This is a genomic window from Vibrio sp. SCSIO 43153 (genome assembly GCF_023716625.1).
Taxonomy (GTDB): Bacteria; Pseudomonadota; Gammaproteobacteria; order Enterobacterales; family Vibrionaceae; genus Vibrio; species Vibrio rotiferianus.
In genome coordinates, this window is record NZ_CP071855.1 from 1,912,475 (window position 1) to 1,928,559 (window position 16,085).

The 16,085-nt window shown below is 40.8% G+C and carries 21 protein-coding genes; 1 reads left to right on the forward strand and 20 read right to left on the reverse strand.

Annotated elements, in window-relative coordinates; translation table 11 throughout:
* Positions 1-83 precede the first annotated feature (83 nt).
* From J4N37_RS09200 to J4N37_RS09360, 17 genes are all read right to left on the reverse strand, one after another.
* Positions 84-506, reverse strand: coding sequence for a GNAT family N-acetyltransferase (locus J4N37_RS09200; protein WP_238818746.1), 423 nt, complete (start codon positions 504-506; stop codon positions 84-86).
* A gap of 132 nt (positions 507-638) precedes the next feature.
* Positions 639-1,937, reverse strand: coding sequence for a hypothetical protein (locus J4N37_RS09210; RefSeq protein WP_252040678.1), 1,299 nt, complete (start codon positions 1,935-1,937; stop codon positions 639-641).
* A gap of 158 nt (positions 1,938-2,095) precedes the next feature.
* Positions 2,096-2,929 carry an abortive infection family protein gene (locus tag J4N37_RS09220; RefSeq protein WP_252040680.1) on the reverse strand — a complete coding sequence of 278 codons (834 nt, stop codon included), beginning with the start codon at positions 2,927-2,929 and terminating at the stop codon, positions 2,096-2,098.
* A 771-nt stretch (positions 2,930-3,700) separates the two neighbouring features.
* Positions 3,701-3,946 carry a hypothetical protein gene (locus tag J4N37_RS09235; RefSeq protein WP_049538704.1) on the reverse strand — a complete coding sequence of 82 codons (246 nt, stop codon included), beginning with the start codon at positions 3,944-3,946 and terminating at the stop codon, positions 3,701-3,703.
* Between the two features lie 209 nt (positions 3,947-4,155).
* Positions 4,156-4,614, reverse strand: coding sequence for a GNAT family N-acetyltransferase (locus J4N37_RS09245; protein WP_252040653.1), 459 nt, complete (start codon positions 4,612-4,614; stop codon positions 4,156-4,158).
* Between the two features lie 173 nt (positions 4,615-4,787).
* A complete protein-coding gene (locus tag J4N37_RS09255; protein WP_025543657.1) occupies positions 4,788-4,988 on the reverse strand; it encodes a hypothetical protein in 201 nt (66 codons plus the stop codon).
* Entirely contained in the window at positions 4,981-5,181 is a 201-nt protein-coding gene (locus J4N37_RS09260) for a hypothetical protein (protein WP_206974492.1), read from the reverse strand. Before J4N37_RS09260 ends, J4N37_RS09255 begins: the two co-directional genes overlap by 8 nt.
* Positions 5,182-5,346: 165 nt before the next feature.
* Positions 5,347-6,120, reverse strand: coding sequence for a nuclease-related domain-containing protein (locus J4N37_RS09270; protein WP_252040643.1), 774 nt, complete (start codon positions 6,118-6,120; stop codon positions 5,347-5,349).
* A 135-nt stretch (positions 6,121-6,255) separates the two neighbouring features.
* Positions 6,256-6,645, reverse strand: a complete 390-nt coding sequence (locus tag J4N37_RS09280; RefSeq protein ID WP_252040602.1) for a DUF4345 domain-containing protein — start codon at positions 6,643-6,645, stop codon at positions 6,256-6,258.
* 1,160 nt (positions 6,646-7,805) lie between these two features.
* Complete coding sequence (locus J4N37_RS09300) at positions 7,806-8,168, reverse strand: hypothetical protein (RefSeq protein WP_252040551.1); 363 nt, start codon at positions 8,166-8,168, stop codon at positions 7,806-7,808.
* Positions 8,169-8,303: 135 nt separating this feature from the next.
* Complete coding sequence (locus J4N37_RS09305; RefSeq protein WP_140101060.1) at positions 8,304-8,720, reverse strand: GNAT family N-acetyltransferase; 417 nt, start codon at positions 8,718-8,720, stop codon at positions 8,304-8,306.
* Between the two features lie 151 nt (positions 8,721-8,871).
* Positions 8,872-9,393 (reverse strand): GNAT family N-acetyltransferase, encoded by a 522-nt coding sequence (locus J4N37_RS09315; protein WP_252040684.1) that lies wholly within the window; start codon positions 9,391-9,393, stop codon positions 8,872-8,874.
* A 149-nt stretch (positions 9,394-9,542) separates the two neighbouring features.
* Positions 9,543-10,130 carry a hypothetical protein gene (locus tag J4N37_RS09325; RefSeq protein WP_069687296.1) on the reverse strand — a complete coding sequence of 196 codons (588 nt, stop codon included), beginning with the start codon at positions 10,128-10,130 and terminating at the stop codon, positions 9,543-9,545.
* Positions 10,131-10,264: 134 nt separating this feature from the next.
* Positions 10,265-10,585 carry an immunity protein PIM1 family protein gene (locus J4N37_RS09335; protein WP_252040686.1) on the reverse strand — a complete coding sequence of 107 codons (321 nt, stop codon included), beginning with the start codon at positions 10,583-10,585 and terminating at the stop codon, positions 10,265-10,267.
* A 223-nt stretch (positions 10,586-10,808) separates the two neighbouring features.
* Complete coding sequence (locus tag J4N37_RS09345; RefSeq protein ID WP_252040689.1) at positions 10,809-11,348, reverse strand: hypothetical protein; 540 nt, start codon at positions 11,346-11,348, stop codon at positions 10,809-10,811.
* A gap of 134 nt (positions 11,349-11,482) precedes the next feature.
* Complete coding sequence (locus tag J4N37_RS09355) at positions 11,483-12,118, reverse strand: suppressor of fused domain protein (RefSeq protein WP_252040692.1); 636 nt, start codon at positions 12,116-12,118, stop codon at positions 11,483-11,485.
* 207 nt (positions 12,119-12,325) lie between these two features.
* The gene (locus J4N37_RS09360; RefSeq protein WP_252040664.1) at positions 12,326-13,021 is read right to left on the reverse strand and encodes a hypothetical protein; all 696 of its coding nucleotides are present in this window, start codon (positions 13,019-13,021) and stop codon (positions 12,326-12,328) included.
* A gap of 337 nt (positions 13,022-13,358) precedes the next feature.
* On the opposite strand from J4N37_RS09360, the gene J4N37_RS09365 reads away from it, so the two are divergent.
* A complete protein-coding gene (locus tag J4N37_RS09365; protein ID WP_252040694.1) occupies positions 13,359-14,321 on the forward strand; it encodes an integron integrase in 963 nt (320 codons plus the stop codon).
* A gap of 58 nt (positions 14,322-14,379) precedes the next feature.
* On the opposite strand, the gene J4N37_RS09370 is transcribed toward J4N37_RS09365, so the two are convergent.
* From J4N37_RS09370 to rimJ, 3 genes are read right to left on the reverse strand one after another with little or no spacing between them, the layout of a single operon-like run.
* Positions 14,380-14,853: a DUF2947 domain-containing protein gene (locus J4N37_RS09370; protein WP_038886994.1), complete on the reverse strand. Its 474-nt coding sequence runs from the start codon at positions 14,851-14,853 to the stop codon at positions 14,380-14,382.
* Between the two features lie 13 nt (positions 14,854-14,866).
* Positions 14,867-15,454 (reverse strand): HD domain-containing protein, encoded by a 588-nt coding sequence (locus tag J4N37_RS09375; protein ID WP_252040695.1) that lies wholly within the window; start codon positions 15,452-15,454, stop codon positions 14,867-14,869.
* Positions 15,455-16,039 carry a ribosomal protein S5-alanine N-acetyltransferase gene (gene rimJ, locus J4N37_RS09380; protein ID WP_010448793.1) on the reverse strand — a complete coding sequence of 195 codons (585 nt, stop codon included), beginning with the start codon at positions 16,037-16,039 and terminating at the stop codon, positions 15,455-15,457.
* Positions 16,040-16,085 lie beyond the last annotated feature (46 nt).

Here is a 16,085-nt window from a genome sequence, read left to right on the forward strand (position 1 = left end):
CCGCATTAAGGTGTGAGCAGCGCTTGGCTATACTTGAGCGAAGCGAAACTGCCAAGCGTTGCGAATCACTCTTGAATGCTTTGTTATGCAAATTGTTCACGACGCATCGTTGTAATCGAATACCCCATTTCACGATACTTTTCACAACGTTGTTGTAGAAACTCAGGATACTGACTTTCTTCAACTTCATTGAAGCCAATATGCTTGTAGAAATCTGTTACATGAGCAAGAGGCATACAATAGGCGGTACGCAAATTTAAAACAGGCTCAATGTGCTTAAGAAATTGAAGTCCTAAACCTTGACCTTGAAACTCACTCGCAATGTACATGCCCCTGAGTATCGTCACGTCATTGATAAGCTCAACTTTCACTGAGCCGATAATCGCACCATCGTTTAGGCAGATAAATGCTCTTTCAGTATTAGACCAAGCGCTATGATAGCCCTGCTCTTTATAAAACTGACCAACAGCGTCTTTCATAGCGCTATCAGCTTCAAAAATTCTCATTTTTACTCCATTTGCATAACGCCCTGTTAAGGTGTGAGCAACGCAATACCGAAGCCACCGCATACCACCTTAAACACAAACGCAACGCATAGCAAAAATGCCAAGCGTTGCGAATCACTCTTAAACAGATTGTTATATTTCAGTTACGATGTTAGTTTTGATTTCGTCGGTTAAATCGGCGTGGTCTAAAAGATCGTTTTTGTCTTGAAACTCTCTCCAAAGTAGAAAAGAACGATCTACTATCTTGACGCGTGTTGTATTCGAGTCATATTCAAAAACTATTGGCTGTATTCGGCTCTTAACCTGAAGATCGACAGATTTCCTTAGTGCTTGTAAGAGCTTCTTATGGCTTAACTCACTGCGTTTTGGGTGTTTCTTTTCAATAATTCGTCGAATTGCTGCTGCTGGCAAACCTTTTTCTAGAGCTTGAGTTTCAGTTTCAATTAGCGCAAATAATATCCACTTATATAAATCCAACTTTGTCTGGTCAAACCCGGCACTAAAATCTGTGAGGAATCGTAGATAACGTGAGTTTTGACTTTCTAGTAGCTCTCGGATTTTTGCTTGAACATCAAAGTCATCGCCAACTAAAGTGGTTACTAATTGAGTTTTTGTAATATCCTTAGCTTTACAGGATTCATGGCATAACCGTTGAACTAAGAAAATACTACCATTACAGTATTTCTTGACGTCCTGCACAAATTGTTCTGCGAAAGAAATATTGAGCAGAGATTCACTAATGGTAAATAATTCATCTAAGTCTTCCTCTTTCCACAAATCTGCGTTGATTGAGGTAACTCGACCGGTTAAATCTCCGTTATGAACAGTTAGCCTATCTTCTTCTAGCCAAACACCGACAATAATAAAGCACAATTTTGAGGCTTCATGAAATGCTTTTAACGCGATAGAAAAATCAATTTGCGTATCTTCAGGTAGATAGTGAAAATCTTCAACGACGATGTAACGTTCGAAGTTGATTTCAGACAAAGCTCGAATGACATCATTCACATCACCAGGATCAAGTTCTAGATTTTGTTTGTTGACTTGTTTGGCTTGCTCATATCCAACATCTCCCGTTACCGAAGGACCCTTTACGAAAGGTAATTCAAACTTGAGTCGAATTTTACTTTTACCTTTTATAGTTTTCGATTCTGATGTCGTGACCGTATATCCAGCTTCCTTTAATATTGCAACATGGAGGTCATCCAAATCCCAATTATTAGAACATGTTATGTCTATATAGTCTTTTTCCATCAAGTTATTCTTTCGAAGAGACGTTTTCCCTTGCTTTGAACTTCCATGAATAACTAAATGAGAGTCTTCTGTTAAAGCATCAAGAAAACACTGATCTGCATGTTTTCTTGATACATAGTTTAATGGTAACTCACGAGATGTTTTAAATACATCACTCGTAAGAACTTCATTTCCCATCACTTTACCTTTTTATTATCTAACCAACTTTGATTGAAATATAACGCCCTGTTAAGGTGTGAGCAACGCAATACTGAAGCTCCCGCATACCACCTTAAACACCAAACACAACGCATAGTAAAAATGCCACGCGTTGCGAATCACTCTTAAACAGTTTGTTAGCTCGCAATCTTGCGTTTTTCGTCCCAAGTTTCCAACACAAATAGAGCAATTGTGTGGGCTGAGTGAATTGCTAGTCGAGCATGTCTGGGCTTCAGCTTATACATAACTCTTCCTTCACCGTGTGCAGAGCTAGCATGAGTACGGAAAGCACCAATTCCATCAACTATCGATAAGATGCCAGAAAGTATTTTTTTAAGATCGTCATCTTGTACTAACTTGGTGTCAAAACCCAAGTCCCCTCGCACAACTTTCCAAACGTTTTGGAGATCTTGTTTCTGTGGCTGTGGGAGGCTTTCATCTGCAATATAAACCTTAAAAATTGATTCAAGTATATTGCAAGCTGCGGATACAGATTCGCGAGGTTCCGAATTTACGTTTGCTAGAGCGCGAGTAAACTCTGCTTCGATCGAGGGTATATCTTTACCTTTAATCAAATCAGATAAAGACTTACTTGGTGCAGCACTGCCATCAGAAATCAAACCACCTGAAATGTATAGAAGATTGCATTTTGATAAGATTGACTGGAGCTTTTCCTTAAATTCTTTTTTATGATTCGTTACATTGTGACCCCAAACAAAAACATCCTCTTCATCTTGGTCAGGGATTTCCATATAAGTTTCAATCAACTTACCAAGAATCTTAATAGGTTCAGGTGATTCTTTATTTATGCGCCTTAGCCATGATTGCACTTTTACTGGTTTAGATCCTTCAGGAGCTTCACCTGGTGCATCGGCATATAGAAAAAGGTTATCTAGACTCGCATGAGTCTCTAATGCTGATAAATTCTCTGACAAAACCGCAATCACTGGAGCGGGAATTTCTTTTCTCATTTAACCTCTGAATTTAATATTTTCACTTGCGAGCTAACGCCCTGTTAAGGTGTGAGCGACGCAATACCGAAGCTCCCGCATACCACCTTAAACACTAAAACCAACGCATGGTAAAAATGCCACGCGTTGCGAATCACTCTTAAACAGTTTGTTAGTCGCGAGGCACCGAGCGACAATTTTAAGCCGAACTAAACTTTGCGAACAACAAACTTTATGTGCTTTGATGCACTTAAGCCAGGCGTAGTCTCAATGCAGCTACTCAATGAAACCACTTGGAACATAAAGCGCCGTAGAAAACGGACTGACAACACAAAAAAAGCGCTTTTGGAAAACCAATCTAACAGTGCGGACTTTCAACAAAGCCACTGAAACCACGTGGAACTTACCACACTAGAGAAGACGACTTTTCAGCGAGTAGATCTGCTTTTGAACCAACAAACTCACCGGGCAGAGTTTCAACCAAGAACAGACGCTCGATCGCCCTGTTCTGTCAGCACCAAAGAACAAAAAACCGCTTGGACACTTACACAACTTTGGACTTAGAACAGCTGAAATTGAGTTTTGACCATCGACGACGCACCTGCGTATCAAACGATCATCAGCCAAATTTTAAGCTTAGAAACGTGATTTTGATTACTAGCTTTTTCTGGCGACTAACGCCCTGTTAAGGGGTGAGCAACGCAATGCCGAAGCCGCCGCAGACCACCTTAAGCACTAAAACCAACGCATAGTGAAAATGCCACGCGTTGCGAATCCCTCTTGAACAGTTTGTTATGTGTTTTCATCCGAAACTTTTGGAGCAGTATTTTTTGCTATTTGAATCAGTGTATATGATATGCCACATATGAAAAATTTGGCTATCCATAGCATTATCCCAGATACGAGAGCGCCAATACCTAGTTGAATTCCATGCAAGACAGTAGAAAAGATACCAACTGCCACTATGAGTACCGCTAGACATGTTAGAACCACATCCATAACTCTGATTAGTGACTCAAATCGTTCGACTTTTTTCATTTACACTCCCTGTAATTCATTTAAAAGCAGATATTATCTCATTTTAAGTAGCAGGCTCGACGTAATCCTGACCAAGACACATAACGCCCTGTTAAGGGGTGAGCAACGCAATACCGATGCCGCCGCATGCCACCCTAAACACTTAAACCAACGCACGGTGAAAATGCCACGCGTTGCGAATCCCTCTTGAACAGTTTGTTATGTGCGTGCTAATTGAGGTACTTGTGCCAATGGTGCTGCCCTTTCAAAACTACTCTGTAATCTTCGTAGTCTAATGAGCTATAGAGTTTTTTAGCTGCAACATTATCGTCACCAACCTCTAATGTGATTTTGAGGTAATCATTATCACGACAATACTGTTCGATACCATTCAGTTGTGCCTTGCCAACACCTTTACCACGAAAGTTGTCCGACACCATAAAGTCATGGATATTCATCACTCTTTGCGCACGATAAGTTGAAAACGATTCAAAGCAAACCGCAAAACCAGCAGGCTTATTGTCGACAAAACTGATAAATCCGTGGAAATATGGCAACGCAAATAGCTGAGCAGTTACTGAGAGATCTAGTTCAACTGAGAATCCAGATAGATACTCTCTAAACATGGTCTCGAATATACCTTTGTCTTCGATACGTTCTGTTTCGATACGTCTGATTGTGATTTCCATATTCATTTCCACCAAAGCACATAACGCCTTGTTAAGGGGTGAGCAACGCAATACCGAAGCAGCGGCATGCCACCTTAATCACTTAAACCAACGCATAGTAAAAATGCCACGCGTTGCGAATCCCTCTTGAACAATTTGTTATATCCGTTCTCAATTGGCTTTCAGAACCTTTTCTAGAGAGACATTTCGCGCGCAAATTGATACGCCTCATCATGTGAAAAACCATTCGCTAGCGCGTAACCTGTTATCACCGACCTCCAGCAATAATTGTCATGAGGCTCAAATCCGCCACTTTTGCTTTCTACATTTTCAATAAACGACTTCTTTAATGCTAGAAACTTCTCTTTACTTACCAAATCTTGTTCTTTAGTCATCGAATACCAAACCTTTGTCCATTAAATCCATAGCAAACATATAAGCCTTACCTTGCTTATAACCATGTCCCATCGCATACCCAGCAGCCATTGAAAAAGTACTTAACTCTGCGTCTGGGTGCCAAGAAGCTTCCTGCTCTAACACTTCTTTTGTGAACTTATCTTCCATGTCAGCAAAACTTATTAACGTCATTTGCTCTCTCTATCATATATCTACTTTAAAATTGAATGCGTGAGGATATAACGCCCTGTTAAGGTGTGAGCAACGCAATGCCGATGCCGCCGCATACCACCTTAAACACCGAACGCAACGCACAGTAAAAATGCCACGCGTTGCGAATCACTCTTAAACAGTTTGTTAGTTGAATTGTTTCACCGCTCTACACTTGGGAAAGGTTGAACAACCCCAAAACTGTTTACCTATATTTTCACCACGCTTGGTTTCACGCAACACCATTTCAGAGCCGCAACGGGGACACTGATTTGAGCTAGCTTTGGATGTAACAACTTCTTTGACATGTTTGCGATGCTTTAAATCCGTAATGATTCCGCGCTTTAACTTTATCTGGTTTATAGACTCTGTTAACCGAGCATAATCCTTGTCAGAGAACACTACATCGTTAAATTGCTGAATGTATCGAATACTTCCTCGAGCGTAGGTAACGTTTGGAGGCATTTCGGTTTTAAAGGTACTGTCGCCGATGAAAACAATAACTGAATGCAAGTGTTCTTCACTGCAACCTAGCAAGGTTTCCAGAGCTTTTATGTGCTTGTAATTCTGATGTAGTGGGTTCTGAAATTTAGAGGAATGACGGTAAATCTTTTGTGTCCACTGTCTCTGGCGAGCCGAGCCAAATATCCAACCTTTCATATTCTTAGTTTCAACGACGAAGATGCCATATTTAGAAACCACAATATGGTCGACTTGAGTCGTACCATCGCCAGTCGGCAACGTTACGTCTTTTATTAGCGTGTAATCAGGCTCTGGTAATTTGGATAAAAGACGGTTCACTAGAAACTCACCGAATGCACCTTTTAGCCACCTACTTTTGAAAACGCTAACAATGGGCAATAAAGGCACTAGATACCAGACTTGCGTAAGCACATTAAGAAATGCCTCAAAAATATTCACGGATTTTCCCTATTCAACTAACGCCCTGTTAAGGGGTGAGCAACGCAATACCGAAGCCGCCGCATACCACCTTAAACACTAAAACCAACGCATAGTGAAAATGCCACGCGTTGCGAATCCCTCTTGAACAGTTTGTTAGGCATTGGTTACCAGTGCCACTGACTTTCTCAGGTATAGAGCCAACAGCCCAAAAACTAACTCAGCAACTAAATAAACATACATTTGTGTATTCGGTTGACCGTCAAACAAGACACCAATTAGACGACCAAACGCCATAGATAACAATGTAATAGCTACAATGATTAAAGCCAAAGTGACATCTTGATTAATCTTGAGGACGAGTATCAAAGCAAGACCGATTGCAAACTGGGCACCACCATACGTAGCCCTAAAATCAATAGTTGCTGAGGCAGAATTGGGGCTTGAGCCTGTAATTAAGTTTGCCATGTCTACAGGGAACACAGCAAAGAGAGCTCCGTAGAGCAAAAAGAATAGCGCAGTTAAGTAAACTAATAATTTCGACATACCTACTCCTTTAGGTTCGAAAAGATGCCTAACGCTCTGTTAAGGGGTGAGCAGCGCATTACCGAAGCGACCGCACACCACCTTAAACACTAAAATCAACGCATAGCGAAAATGCCACGCGTTGCGAATCCCTCTTGAACAGTTTGTTAACTGAGCGCCTTTCAGTTTTCGCCGATCTTACAACCACTTTAGCCAAGGCTAGTTTTCCTAATTAATGATTAGTAAAGCTAACTCAAACATGTATTTAACTAAAAGATTACCGTTTATCTTTAGTTTGAAATGCGTCTCACAACACCATACTTCGGCGATGTAAGTGCGCCGAACTAATCGCGAATGCCTTATATTATTAGAAGGCTTTGTGCCGCCTTTCACATCAGTAAACTTAAGTATCAAACTGAAATTAGTCGCATTAGCTCAGCTAAGGAAACCGACCGAACACGCTAAATCTCTGAACCTAGAAACTGTATCATTGTGCTTGCGTATTTTCTGCGCCAGTTAACGCCTTGCTAAGGTGTGAGTAACGCAATACAAAAGCTACCGCACAGCGCCTTAATCACATAAGCCACCGCAAAGTAAAAATGCCACGCGTTACGAATCACTCTTAAGCAATTTGTTAGTACATGCGCTACTTCTATTTATGCGCTCCAAGATATTGAAAACTGAGATGATATGAAAGGCTTTGAACACTGAAGTGAGACGGGCAGCTACAAAACTCAATTTCAGTTGAAAGACAAAGTTGGCTAGAAGAAAAATGCACTGAACTGCCCTACTTTCACTTGCTTCAAATTAGAAAAGGATTCGATCCTTGCACTTTGATGGCAACACTCAAAGAAAGACAAGATTCACTTAGGAAGTAAAGCGGAAACGAAAAAGCGCCAAAGAAATAGGCTAAGAGTTAGAAACCGTAAACGGTGAAAACAAAGCGAACACTCCGCATATAGTGCCACCGGGAAGAACGTTAAAGGCACTAACTTTAAGGTGTAAAGACGAGCGCCAAAGCAGATAAACACCAAAACTTATAACCTTTGATGTCAAACCCGTACTAACGCCCTGTTAAGGTGTGAGCAACGCAATACCGAAGCTCTCGCATACCACCTTAAACACTAAAACAAACGCATAGTAAAAATGCCACGCGTTGCGAATCACTCTTAAACAGTTTGTTATGCCTTTGACTGATAGGTCGCTTTTGATATGTATTCTGCCACACCTAAAATGCAAAAAACGCCACCTATGGTTGTAAAATTGCACGCGCCCTCTTTTGCACAAGCAGAAAGGTTTTTATTAAACCAAGTTCTTGTTAAGTAGCCTGATTCTCTTAAATGTGAATAAGCCAGTTGGAATTCTGATAGCGTCACTCCTTTTTCATAAAAAGGGGCTTTATCCGAATGAGAGGGAATACGATAGATTAACGCTTCTTCACCTCTTCGCCTACCAATACCTTTGATTACGAAGTCTGCTTTCGCTTCTGGTTTCGGAATAACTCGACCAACTTCTTTAGCTAACTCTCGGATGGACTTTTCCATTTTTTCTCCTGAGGCATAACGCCCAATTAAGGGGTGAGCAACGCCTCCACCCAACCTAAAGCATTGTGCCATAAACACTAAATTTGAAGTAGAAGCAAAAATGCCAAGCGTTGTGAATCCCTCTTAAATTGCTTGTTATGTGATAATTTCACTACCACGCTCCAGTACCCAACAACGCTCGTTTTTGGTGTAACCAATTTGCCCATAATAGTCATTGGCTGCTGGTGCGGCGATTAAGAACAGTTTACATGTAGATTCAATTTGAGCTTGAGTTTGAACTTGTAACTGCTTACCTATTCCCGACCTTTGATATGCTTCATCAACAGCCAGGTCGGACAGATAACAACAATAATGGAAATCTGTAATGGAGCGAGAAATACCAACCAGTTTAGGGCCATCCCAAGCGGTAATTATGAGATTGCTATTACTTAACATACCGTTGATACATTTGATATTTTCTATCGGCCTACGCTCTCCTAACGTCGAGCGCTTGAGCAAATCAATAAACTCGTCAGCCGAAATCTGCTGATTAACTTTGTATTCGATATTCAATGCGACCTCCTTATCACATAACGCCCTGTTAAGGTGTGAGCAACGCAATGCCGAAGTCACCGCATACCACCTTAAACACTAAACGCAACGCATAGTAAAAATGCCACTCGTTGCGAATCACTCTTAAACAGTTTGTTAGCCCTGTGGTTGACTAGTACATATAACCTAGCCAATCAAAATGTCCAACACCCCACTGCTTATCTCTGAGTGGTTTCACATACAGTTCATCAATATGCTCTACAGCAACTCCAAAGTTGGTGTGCTCGTAAAGCCTTAACCAAGACTGCATACACTGAACTTTGTTAAAGCCATTTGATGAGTAGAAATCATGTAACTCAGATATGAGGATTATGAAGTCAACATCTTTAGTTTCGGCAAATGCCGATACTTCTGACAACATAAAAGAGCCAATACCTTGCCCTCGATAACGTTCGTCAACACAGAAGTCGATTACGCCCAAAACCTTATGTATTTCTCCGCCAACACTAACGACTCGATAGTCCAGTCCAAGATAGCCAACCAACTGTTCACCTTGAAAATGAAGGGCACGCATATGAGGTAACTGCTTAAAGTAAGAACGACTTACTTGGCTGTCTGGAAAAGCTTGATTTCTTAATGCTTCGATTGCCTTATGATGCAATTCTGAAACATCTATTTCTTGTACGATTTCCATATCGTTTCCTCGAAAAGGGCTAACGCCCTGTTAAGGTGTGAGCAACGCATTACCGAAGCTAACGCATGCTACCTTAAACACAAAACACAACGCATAGCAAAAATGCCAAGCGTTGCGAATCACTCTTAAACAGTTTGTTAGCTGTGTGCCTATGGTTTACCAGCCAAATCGACAGCCTTTGATAAAGTTGACCACAAATAGTGACCTCCCCATAATATTATCAAAAAATACACAAACAAAAATGCCATTGCAATATATATGATAATGAGAGGTGCAGCAGAATTAACTATAATCAAGTACCAGCAAATGGATAGCATTAATAATAACAAAGCACTAAAACATATAATTTTCGCTCTTTCTATTAATCTTCCTTTTAAAGTTCTGAAACGTAAGGGTAAAGCAAATTCTTTGGCAATTAGGTTTATTTCACTATAACGACCATTGACTCTTCCGTATTGCTCTAACTTTAGAAATGCTCCAGGCTCACTAATGAACCATTCGACTTCATCTTTACTAAGTTTGGCAGTCGTTAGTCCACTTAGGATAACTAATATTTCTGCATAATTCTTATTTGTATCGTCTATTAACAGCTTTAATTTGACGTATTGAGCATGAAGCTCTTTGGCTTTCTCACCTTTAAATTTACGTATAGTCTTAAAAGTCACAAACCAAGCTGTAACGCTGACAATTACACCAATCAATAACCTTGCTTGGTTTAGTATTACATCAAATTCCATTATTTCCTCTAAACAGCTAACGCCCTGTTAAGGTGTGAGCAACGCAATACCGATGCTACCGCATACTACCTTAAACACTAAACACAATGCATAGTAAAAATGCCACGCGTTGCGAATCACTCTTGAACAGTTTGTTAGCTGTGCCACTCACTCGGAACTGTTCCTCGTAGATAACAATTTTTCAAATAGTTTAAAAAGTCTGATTCGACTTTATAGGTTTCACATTTATAGATAAGCTCTAGATCATCAGAAATATAAGAACAAATTTCATGTCCTTTTGTAATTCCTGATAACTTGATAAATAGATCTTTTGTATCCAAACGAGCTTCAGGCTCTGGCACCAATTTGTCCAACTTACACCACGCATGATCAAATGCTTTCGAATCTCGTTGGTCCAATATATCATTTAACTCATCACAGCTAAATGTGGTTAAATTTTGAAATAGTTTTTCCATTGCAAGATACTTAAATTTAGTTAGTTACAAGTATGAGAACAATCAACGACTACAAGAATAATTCCTGATTTCAACACCATTCCCCCATTGGTCTACGTGGGCCAGCTAACGCCCTGTTAAGGTGTGAGCAACGCACTACCGAAGCTCCCGCATACCACCTTAAACACTAAAACCAACGCATAGTAAAAATGCCACGCGTTGCGAATCACTCTTAAACAGTTTGTTATACCTGTTCTATTAGCTTCACGGTGCCCAAACCATCAATGACTACACGCCATTGCTTATTTTGGCAATCAAAGTAGAAACCTCTTAAGCCTGCAAATTTCTCGAAGCTACCAACACTATGAATTGAGTCACAGCGAATAAATACAGCGTCACTCGCTTCTGTTTCAGTAAGCAGCGCTTCAACAGACTTTACGAACAAGACTTCTTCAGGTAGTGAAATAATCCGATGATTGCGAGACAGTAACTTTTGAAGCTTTACGAAGTCTCCCTTTATACGAGACCATTCTTCGATAGACTCCCTTACACGCTTGTGTGCTTCCGGAATAACAAAACCCACCAAGCCTAAAACTGAAAGAACTTGTATTACTGTAACTGGGTAATCAGCACCCCGACCAATGTTGCTTTCTCGAATTGAAAGCTCAATTGGTAGAGCAGATTTGCTAAGTAGCTCTCTAATTGAGGCTTCAATGCCATCAGTTTGCTCATGCCAATCAAGACCATAAACAGGATCTTTGTATGTACCTAGTACAATGTCCATTTTTCCCTCTAAAGGTATAACGCCCTGTTAAGGTGTGAGCAACGCAATGCCGGAGCATCCGCATACCACCTTAAACACTAAACGCAACGCATAGTAAAAATACCACGCGTTGCGAATCGCTCTTAAACAGTTTGTTATATCTCTTCACGATCCAAATCTGTTATAAGCAGAGGATTTACAACTTGATGTTTTGAGGTTGTGTTTAAAGCATTCTTATCACTAGACATGATTTTATCTATTTCTGCTTGAGTAATACCAAAAACTTGGAGAAACTCAACTTTACCATGCACAGTATCAATTACTCCAAGCTGAGGATCTGTGACGAAAGCTAGCCCAACAAGCTTAGTATCATACTCTTGTTTTATCGGTCCATTTGCAGGCATATAATGCCCAGACTCAAACCACTTACCAGATTTAAAGACATATCTAGCTATATTTTGAAGCATATTCATTGCCCAATACAGCTCATCTTCTGATTTTAGGAGCCGTATCGTTAGCTCGAAACCAAACCCACTAAAGTCTGCATCGAGGGACTCGATGTCATAATACAATGATGAAAAACCGTATGTTACTATATGGTAGTGATCACCCGCATCAAATATGCTTATTCCATCGATTGGATCTGGACCACCTATCATATGTTTTATCGTGGTGCCGTAATGCTTAGGCTCCTGCCCAGGGTAAAGATTGCCTAGCGCCCTATCTATTGCATCCCATCCTGGAGCAGCATCATCAGCACTATACCTTTTCTTGTATTCACTCAAATCCATATTAGTTTCCATTGTGGCATTGCCGTTGTACGGCCAAACATCAAAATTATTAATAAGCTAAAACATGTTGTATGTATACTCACAAGATATAACGCCGCATTAAGGTGTGAGCAACGCTACCACGAAACTTAGCCTTACCACCGTAAACACGAAACCCAACCTTGAACTGAAAATGCCAAGCGTTGGGAATCACTCTTAAATGCTTTGTTAGCATTCATCTTTGCCAAAAATATAAGTACCAGCTTCCTTGTTATACTTTACAGTTGAAACTTCACTTGTGGAAATCCAATGAAATCGTGAGTCCACTGAAACATTTGGGCACTCTGCATTTTCATTCGAATGGTAACTTTCATATAACATTGAGCTAATAAACTTGGCATTAAACAAATTTCCCTGCGCAAGTTTAGTAACGATTAATGCAGGAGCCATAGTCATCACTAAAACTATCATAATATTTTCTGTCATGTGTTCTTTTCCATTAATCGTAATTATGTCTTTTAGCATGATGATAGGAACAGCCAGCTCAATTATGAACAACATAGAAATTAACGATATCAAAAGAAACAACCCAAATGAATAAATAGAAACATGGTGAGCCATTGTAGAAGAAGGAACTTTAGTAATTTCTTCTAAAATCATGCTCGAAGAGTAAGCACAAAATGCAATAACTAATAATGGGAAAAAGTACTTAGCCAGAGAGTACGTAATAGTTTTCTTTATACCACCGACAAGATGGTGGTATTTTGACCAATAATATTCCAAAGCAATAAGGTTGAAAATAGATGCGTAAACCAATGAATATAGACCATAATCAACGTCGTATAGCTTAATAATCGTGAAGCTATACATATAGCAAGCTAGTAAATGAAACGCTTGAATTCTCTCAATATTTTTCGCATCCAAGACTATTTCTTTACTTCTTATATTTTGTATGTGAGCATAAATTATTAAATAAAAGAGAAATACGAATATAATATGAATCATTTTTTTACTTCCAAATGCATAAGTGATTGACGAATGCTAACGCTTTCTATACGGCCTGTCGCCGTCTTTCAGGCACGCTACCGCCTTCTTTCATTCCAAAAGAAAGTATGCATGCTAGCACTTATCTTTATGAAACAAATAGAAAATCAGTATGAATCTGTGTGCTCACACACGCAATTAGACAGCGTAGTGACGCCTAATTCTTAATGAGGAGTTAAGTTTATAAAACTGTATAAATAGCCAGTTAAATTAGAAAATGAAAAGTCAGTTTTTACTCAGCGTCAAAGAGCATATGCTCTCGCGTCACTATGCGAAGAAAACCATTGAGGCCTACCTGTTTTGGATAAAGCGTTACATCGTCTTCCACCAGCTAGCTCACCCCTCAAAACTTTCTGAAGACGATGTTGAATGTTTTCTAAGTCATCTTGCTATTGATGAAAAAGTAGCGGTTAAAACGCAGGCACTTGCGTTAAACGCCATCTCTTTTTTGTATCGAGAGTACTTCCAGATGCCACTTTCATTGAATATGAGGTTTCAAAAATCACTCACTGAGAAGAAGCTGCCCGTTGTCTTAACAAGAGACGAAGTGCGACGCTTTGTTCAGCATATCGATCCGAAATACAAACTCCACATCCAACTTTTGTATGGATCTGGCCTGAGAATCATGGAGTGCTTACGGCTAAGAATTCAAGATATTGATTACGACTACGGTGCGCTGAGAGTCTGGCAAGGAAAAGGTGGTAAGAATAGAACGGTCACATTAGCCAAAGAGTTACATGACCCACTAAAAGCGCAGGTCAATCTAGCGAGAGATTATTATCAGAAAGACCGTCATATGGGTGGGTATGCCGGTGTTTATATCTCCGATGGGTTACGAAAGAAGTATCCCGGCGCAGAATTGGATTTTAATTGGCACTTTCTCTTCCCATCAACCAAATTAAGCATAGATACAGATACCGGTGAGTTTAGACGGCATCATGTCAATGAAAGTGCAATACAAAGAACTGTCAAACGAGCCGCCAAAGACGCGGGAATAGAAAAGTCGGTGACTTGCCATACCCTTAGGCACAGCTTTGCTACCCACCTTCTTGAGTCAGGTGCCGACATACGAACCGTCCAAGAGCAACTTGGACATACCGATGTGAAAACGACTCAGATCTACACCCACGTGATCGAACGTGGCGCAGGAGGAGTGTTAAGTCCCTTATCAAACCTATAGAGACACAAAAGCCACCGAGTTATTAGACATAACTCGGTGGCTTCAGCAATATAATGTCCTAGTGACGCTCGCCCAATTTGACGTTGCCTTTGGAATCAAACCAAAGCGCTTGAGCACGGCGGCGGCCGAGCAAGATCGGACCATCATCATAAAACAGGAAGTTCTTCCAATATTTTTTGAACGTTGACCACTTCGTCTCTATTACGTTGTATTTCTCATAACAGAAGTACACCGTGACATCATCTTGCCAATCGATAAACGCCGCGATTTCTTCTGGTAACTCAGGTTCATCGGCTTCCCAAGCGGTCATCCAATCGACTTCTTCTGACCAATTAGAATCTTTCATTGGCCAATCGGACGAGCTCAAACGATCCATATCGGGACTTTGTGCACTAATGTTCTCTTTCCAGAACTGCGCGGCGCGAGCTTGACTCATCGGCTTGATAAACTCGAGGTCCTCTTCAGGCACTGGCATTGACTGGTGAGTAAAAATCCATTTTCTTTGGTATTCATCCAAAGGCAAATAAGACATTCAGTCTCCTTTCTTACGACTTCAGCCAACCTTTCTCGGTGGCTTCTTCAATCAATTCTTTAGCTTTGTCCCATAGGATGACAGAGCCAAATTCAATTCTTTTATTGATGGTTAACGCTTGCTCGCGCGTGACACCATGTTCTTTCCAACTTTGACCATCGTTGTGGTAGTTGAGCAGCATCGGGATAAGGCGATCTAACGCTTTAGCGTATTTCGCATCATCACTTTGTGCAGCTTCAAACTCTTTCCACAGGGCGAACAGTTCGTCACCTTGGTCTCTTGGTAACATTCCAAACAAACGCTCTGCAGCTTTCAGTTCTTTCTCTTCTTGCTCTTTTGAGGCTGCGACATCATAAACAAAGGTATCGCCTGCGTCGATCTCTACGACATCATGGATAAGCAGCATTTTCATCACTCGAGCAATATCGACTGGTGCATTCGCATGTTCCTGCATTAATACCGCCATCAATGCAACGTGCCAACTGTGCTCACCGCTATTTTCCAAGCGTCGGTCGGCACTCTTTACACGAGTACGACGAAGTACGCTTTTTAGCTGGTCCAGTTCAATGAGAAGTGCTAGTTGCTTTTCCAATCTTTCCATTTATCGTGCCTCTGCTGTCCAGTTTGGGTTGGTCAACGATGTCAGTACATGATCTTGCCATTGACCATTGATCAATAAATAGTCCTTTGCGTACCCTTCTCTCTCAAAACCGACATGCTGTAACACCGCTTCGCTGCGCTTGTTATGTGGCATGTAGCCAGCTTGAATACGGTGTAACTTTTGCACGTCGAACATGTAGTCACAGGCCATTTTAAGCGCGCGGCGCATATAACCATTGCCCTGTGCGTCTTCCGCAAGGGAATAGCCTACGTTACAGGCGTATAGCGGAAAGCGAGTCAAATTGCTAAAAGAGAGCGTGCCAAGCATTTTACCAGATTCTGCATGAACAAGCAGACAATAGTAACCAAGCCCCAACCGATGCAGTTCATTCAGCTTAATGAGCTTTTGAAGCCAACCATTCACGGAGTAGAATGCTTCTTCACGTCTCGGCTCAAATGGTGCCAAATACTCTCGGTTAGTCTGAAAATACGCCGCAATCATATCGGCATCGCCAATTTCTGCAGTACGCAGAAGCAAGTCGCCGTCCAACTTGTGAACGGCGATAGAGGAGCTTTTATCTTCCATTATAAATGACAACTTCCATTTGATTTCGGATGAGTTTTGCGGATAG

What these genes read in the sequence shown, in the direction of transcription:
- J4N37_RS09200 (WP_238818746.1), bottom strand. Translation starts at nt 506, where the DNA reads ATGAGAATTTTTGAAGCTGATAGCGCTATGAAAGACGCTGTTGGTCAG.
- J4N37_RS09210 (WP_252040678.1), bottom strand. Translation starts at nt 1,937, where the DNA reads ATGGGAAATGAAGTTCTTACGAGTGATGTATTTAAAACATCTCGTGAG.
- J4N37_RS09220 (WP_252040680.1), bottom strand. Translation starts at nt 2,929, where the DNA reads ATGAGAAAAGAAATTCCCGCTCCAGTGATTGCGGTTTTGTCAGAGAAT.
- J4N37_RS09235 (WP_049538704.1), bottom strand. Translation starts at nt 3,946, where the DNA reads ATGAAAAAAGTCGAACGATTTGAGTCACTAATCAGAGTTATGGATGTG.
- J4N37_RS09245 (WP_252040653.1), bottom strand. Translation starts at nt 4,614, where the DNA reads ATGGAAATCACAATCAGACGTATCGAAACAGAACGTATCGAAGACAAA.
- J4N37_RS09255 (WP_025543657.1), bottom strand. Translation starts at nt 4,988, where the DNA reads ATGACTAAAGAACAAGATTTGGTAAGTAAAGAGAAGTTTCTAGCATTA.
- J4N37_RS09260 (WP_206974492.1), bottom strand. Translation starts at nt 5,181, where the DNA reads ATGACGTTAATAAGTTTTGCTGACATGGAAGATAAGTTCACAAAAGAA.
- J4N37_RS09280 (WP_252040602.1), bottom strand. Translation starts at nt 6,645, where the DNA reads ATGTCGAAATTATTAGTTTACTTAACTGCGCTATTCTTTTTGCTCTAC.
- J4N37_RS09300 (WP_252040551.1), bottom strand. Translation starts at nt 8,168, where the DNA reads ATGGAAAAGTCCATCCGAGAGTTAGCTAAAGAAGTTGGTCGAGTTATT.
- J4N37_RS09315 (WP_252040684.1), bottom strand. Translation starts at nt 9,393, where the DNA reads ATGGAAATCGTACAAGAAATAGATGTTTCAGAATTGCATCATAAGGCA.
- J4N37_RS09325 (WP_069687296.1), bottom strand. Translation starts at nt 10,130, where the DNA reads ATGGAATTTGATGTAATACTAAACCAAGCAAGGTTATTGATTGGTGTA.
- J4N37_RS09335 (WP_252040686.1), bottom strand. Translation starts at nt 10,585, where the DNA reads ATGGAAAAACTATTTCAAAATTTAACCACATTTAGCTGTGATGAGTTA.
- J4N37_RS09345 (WP_252040689.1), bottom strand. Translation starts at nt 11,348, where the DNA reads ATGGACATTGTACTAGGTACATACAAAGATCCTGTTTATGGTCTTGAT.
- J4N37_RS09355 (WP_252040692.1), bottom strand. Translation starts at nt 12,118, where the DNA reads ATGGATTTGAGTGAATACAAGAAAAGGTATAGTGCTGATGATGCTGCT.
- J4N37_RS09365 (WP_252040694.1), top strand. Translation starts at nt 13,359, where the DNA reads ATGAAAAGTCAGTTTTTACTCAGCGTCAAAGAGCATATGCTCTCGCGT.
- J4N37_RS09370 (WP_038886994.1), bottom strand. Translation starts at nt 14,853, where the DNA reads ATGTCTTATTTGCCTTTGGATGAATACCAAAGAAAATGGATTTTTACT.
- J4N37_RS09375 (WP_252040695.1), bottom strand. Translation starts at nt 15,454, where the DNA reads ATGGAAAGATTGGAAAAGCAACTAGCACTTCTCATTGAACTGGACCAG.
- rimJ (WP_010448793.1), bottom strand. Translation starts at nt 16,039, where the DNA reads ATGGAAGATAAAAGCTCCTCTATCGCCGTTCACAAGTTGGACGGCGAC.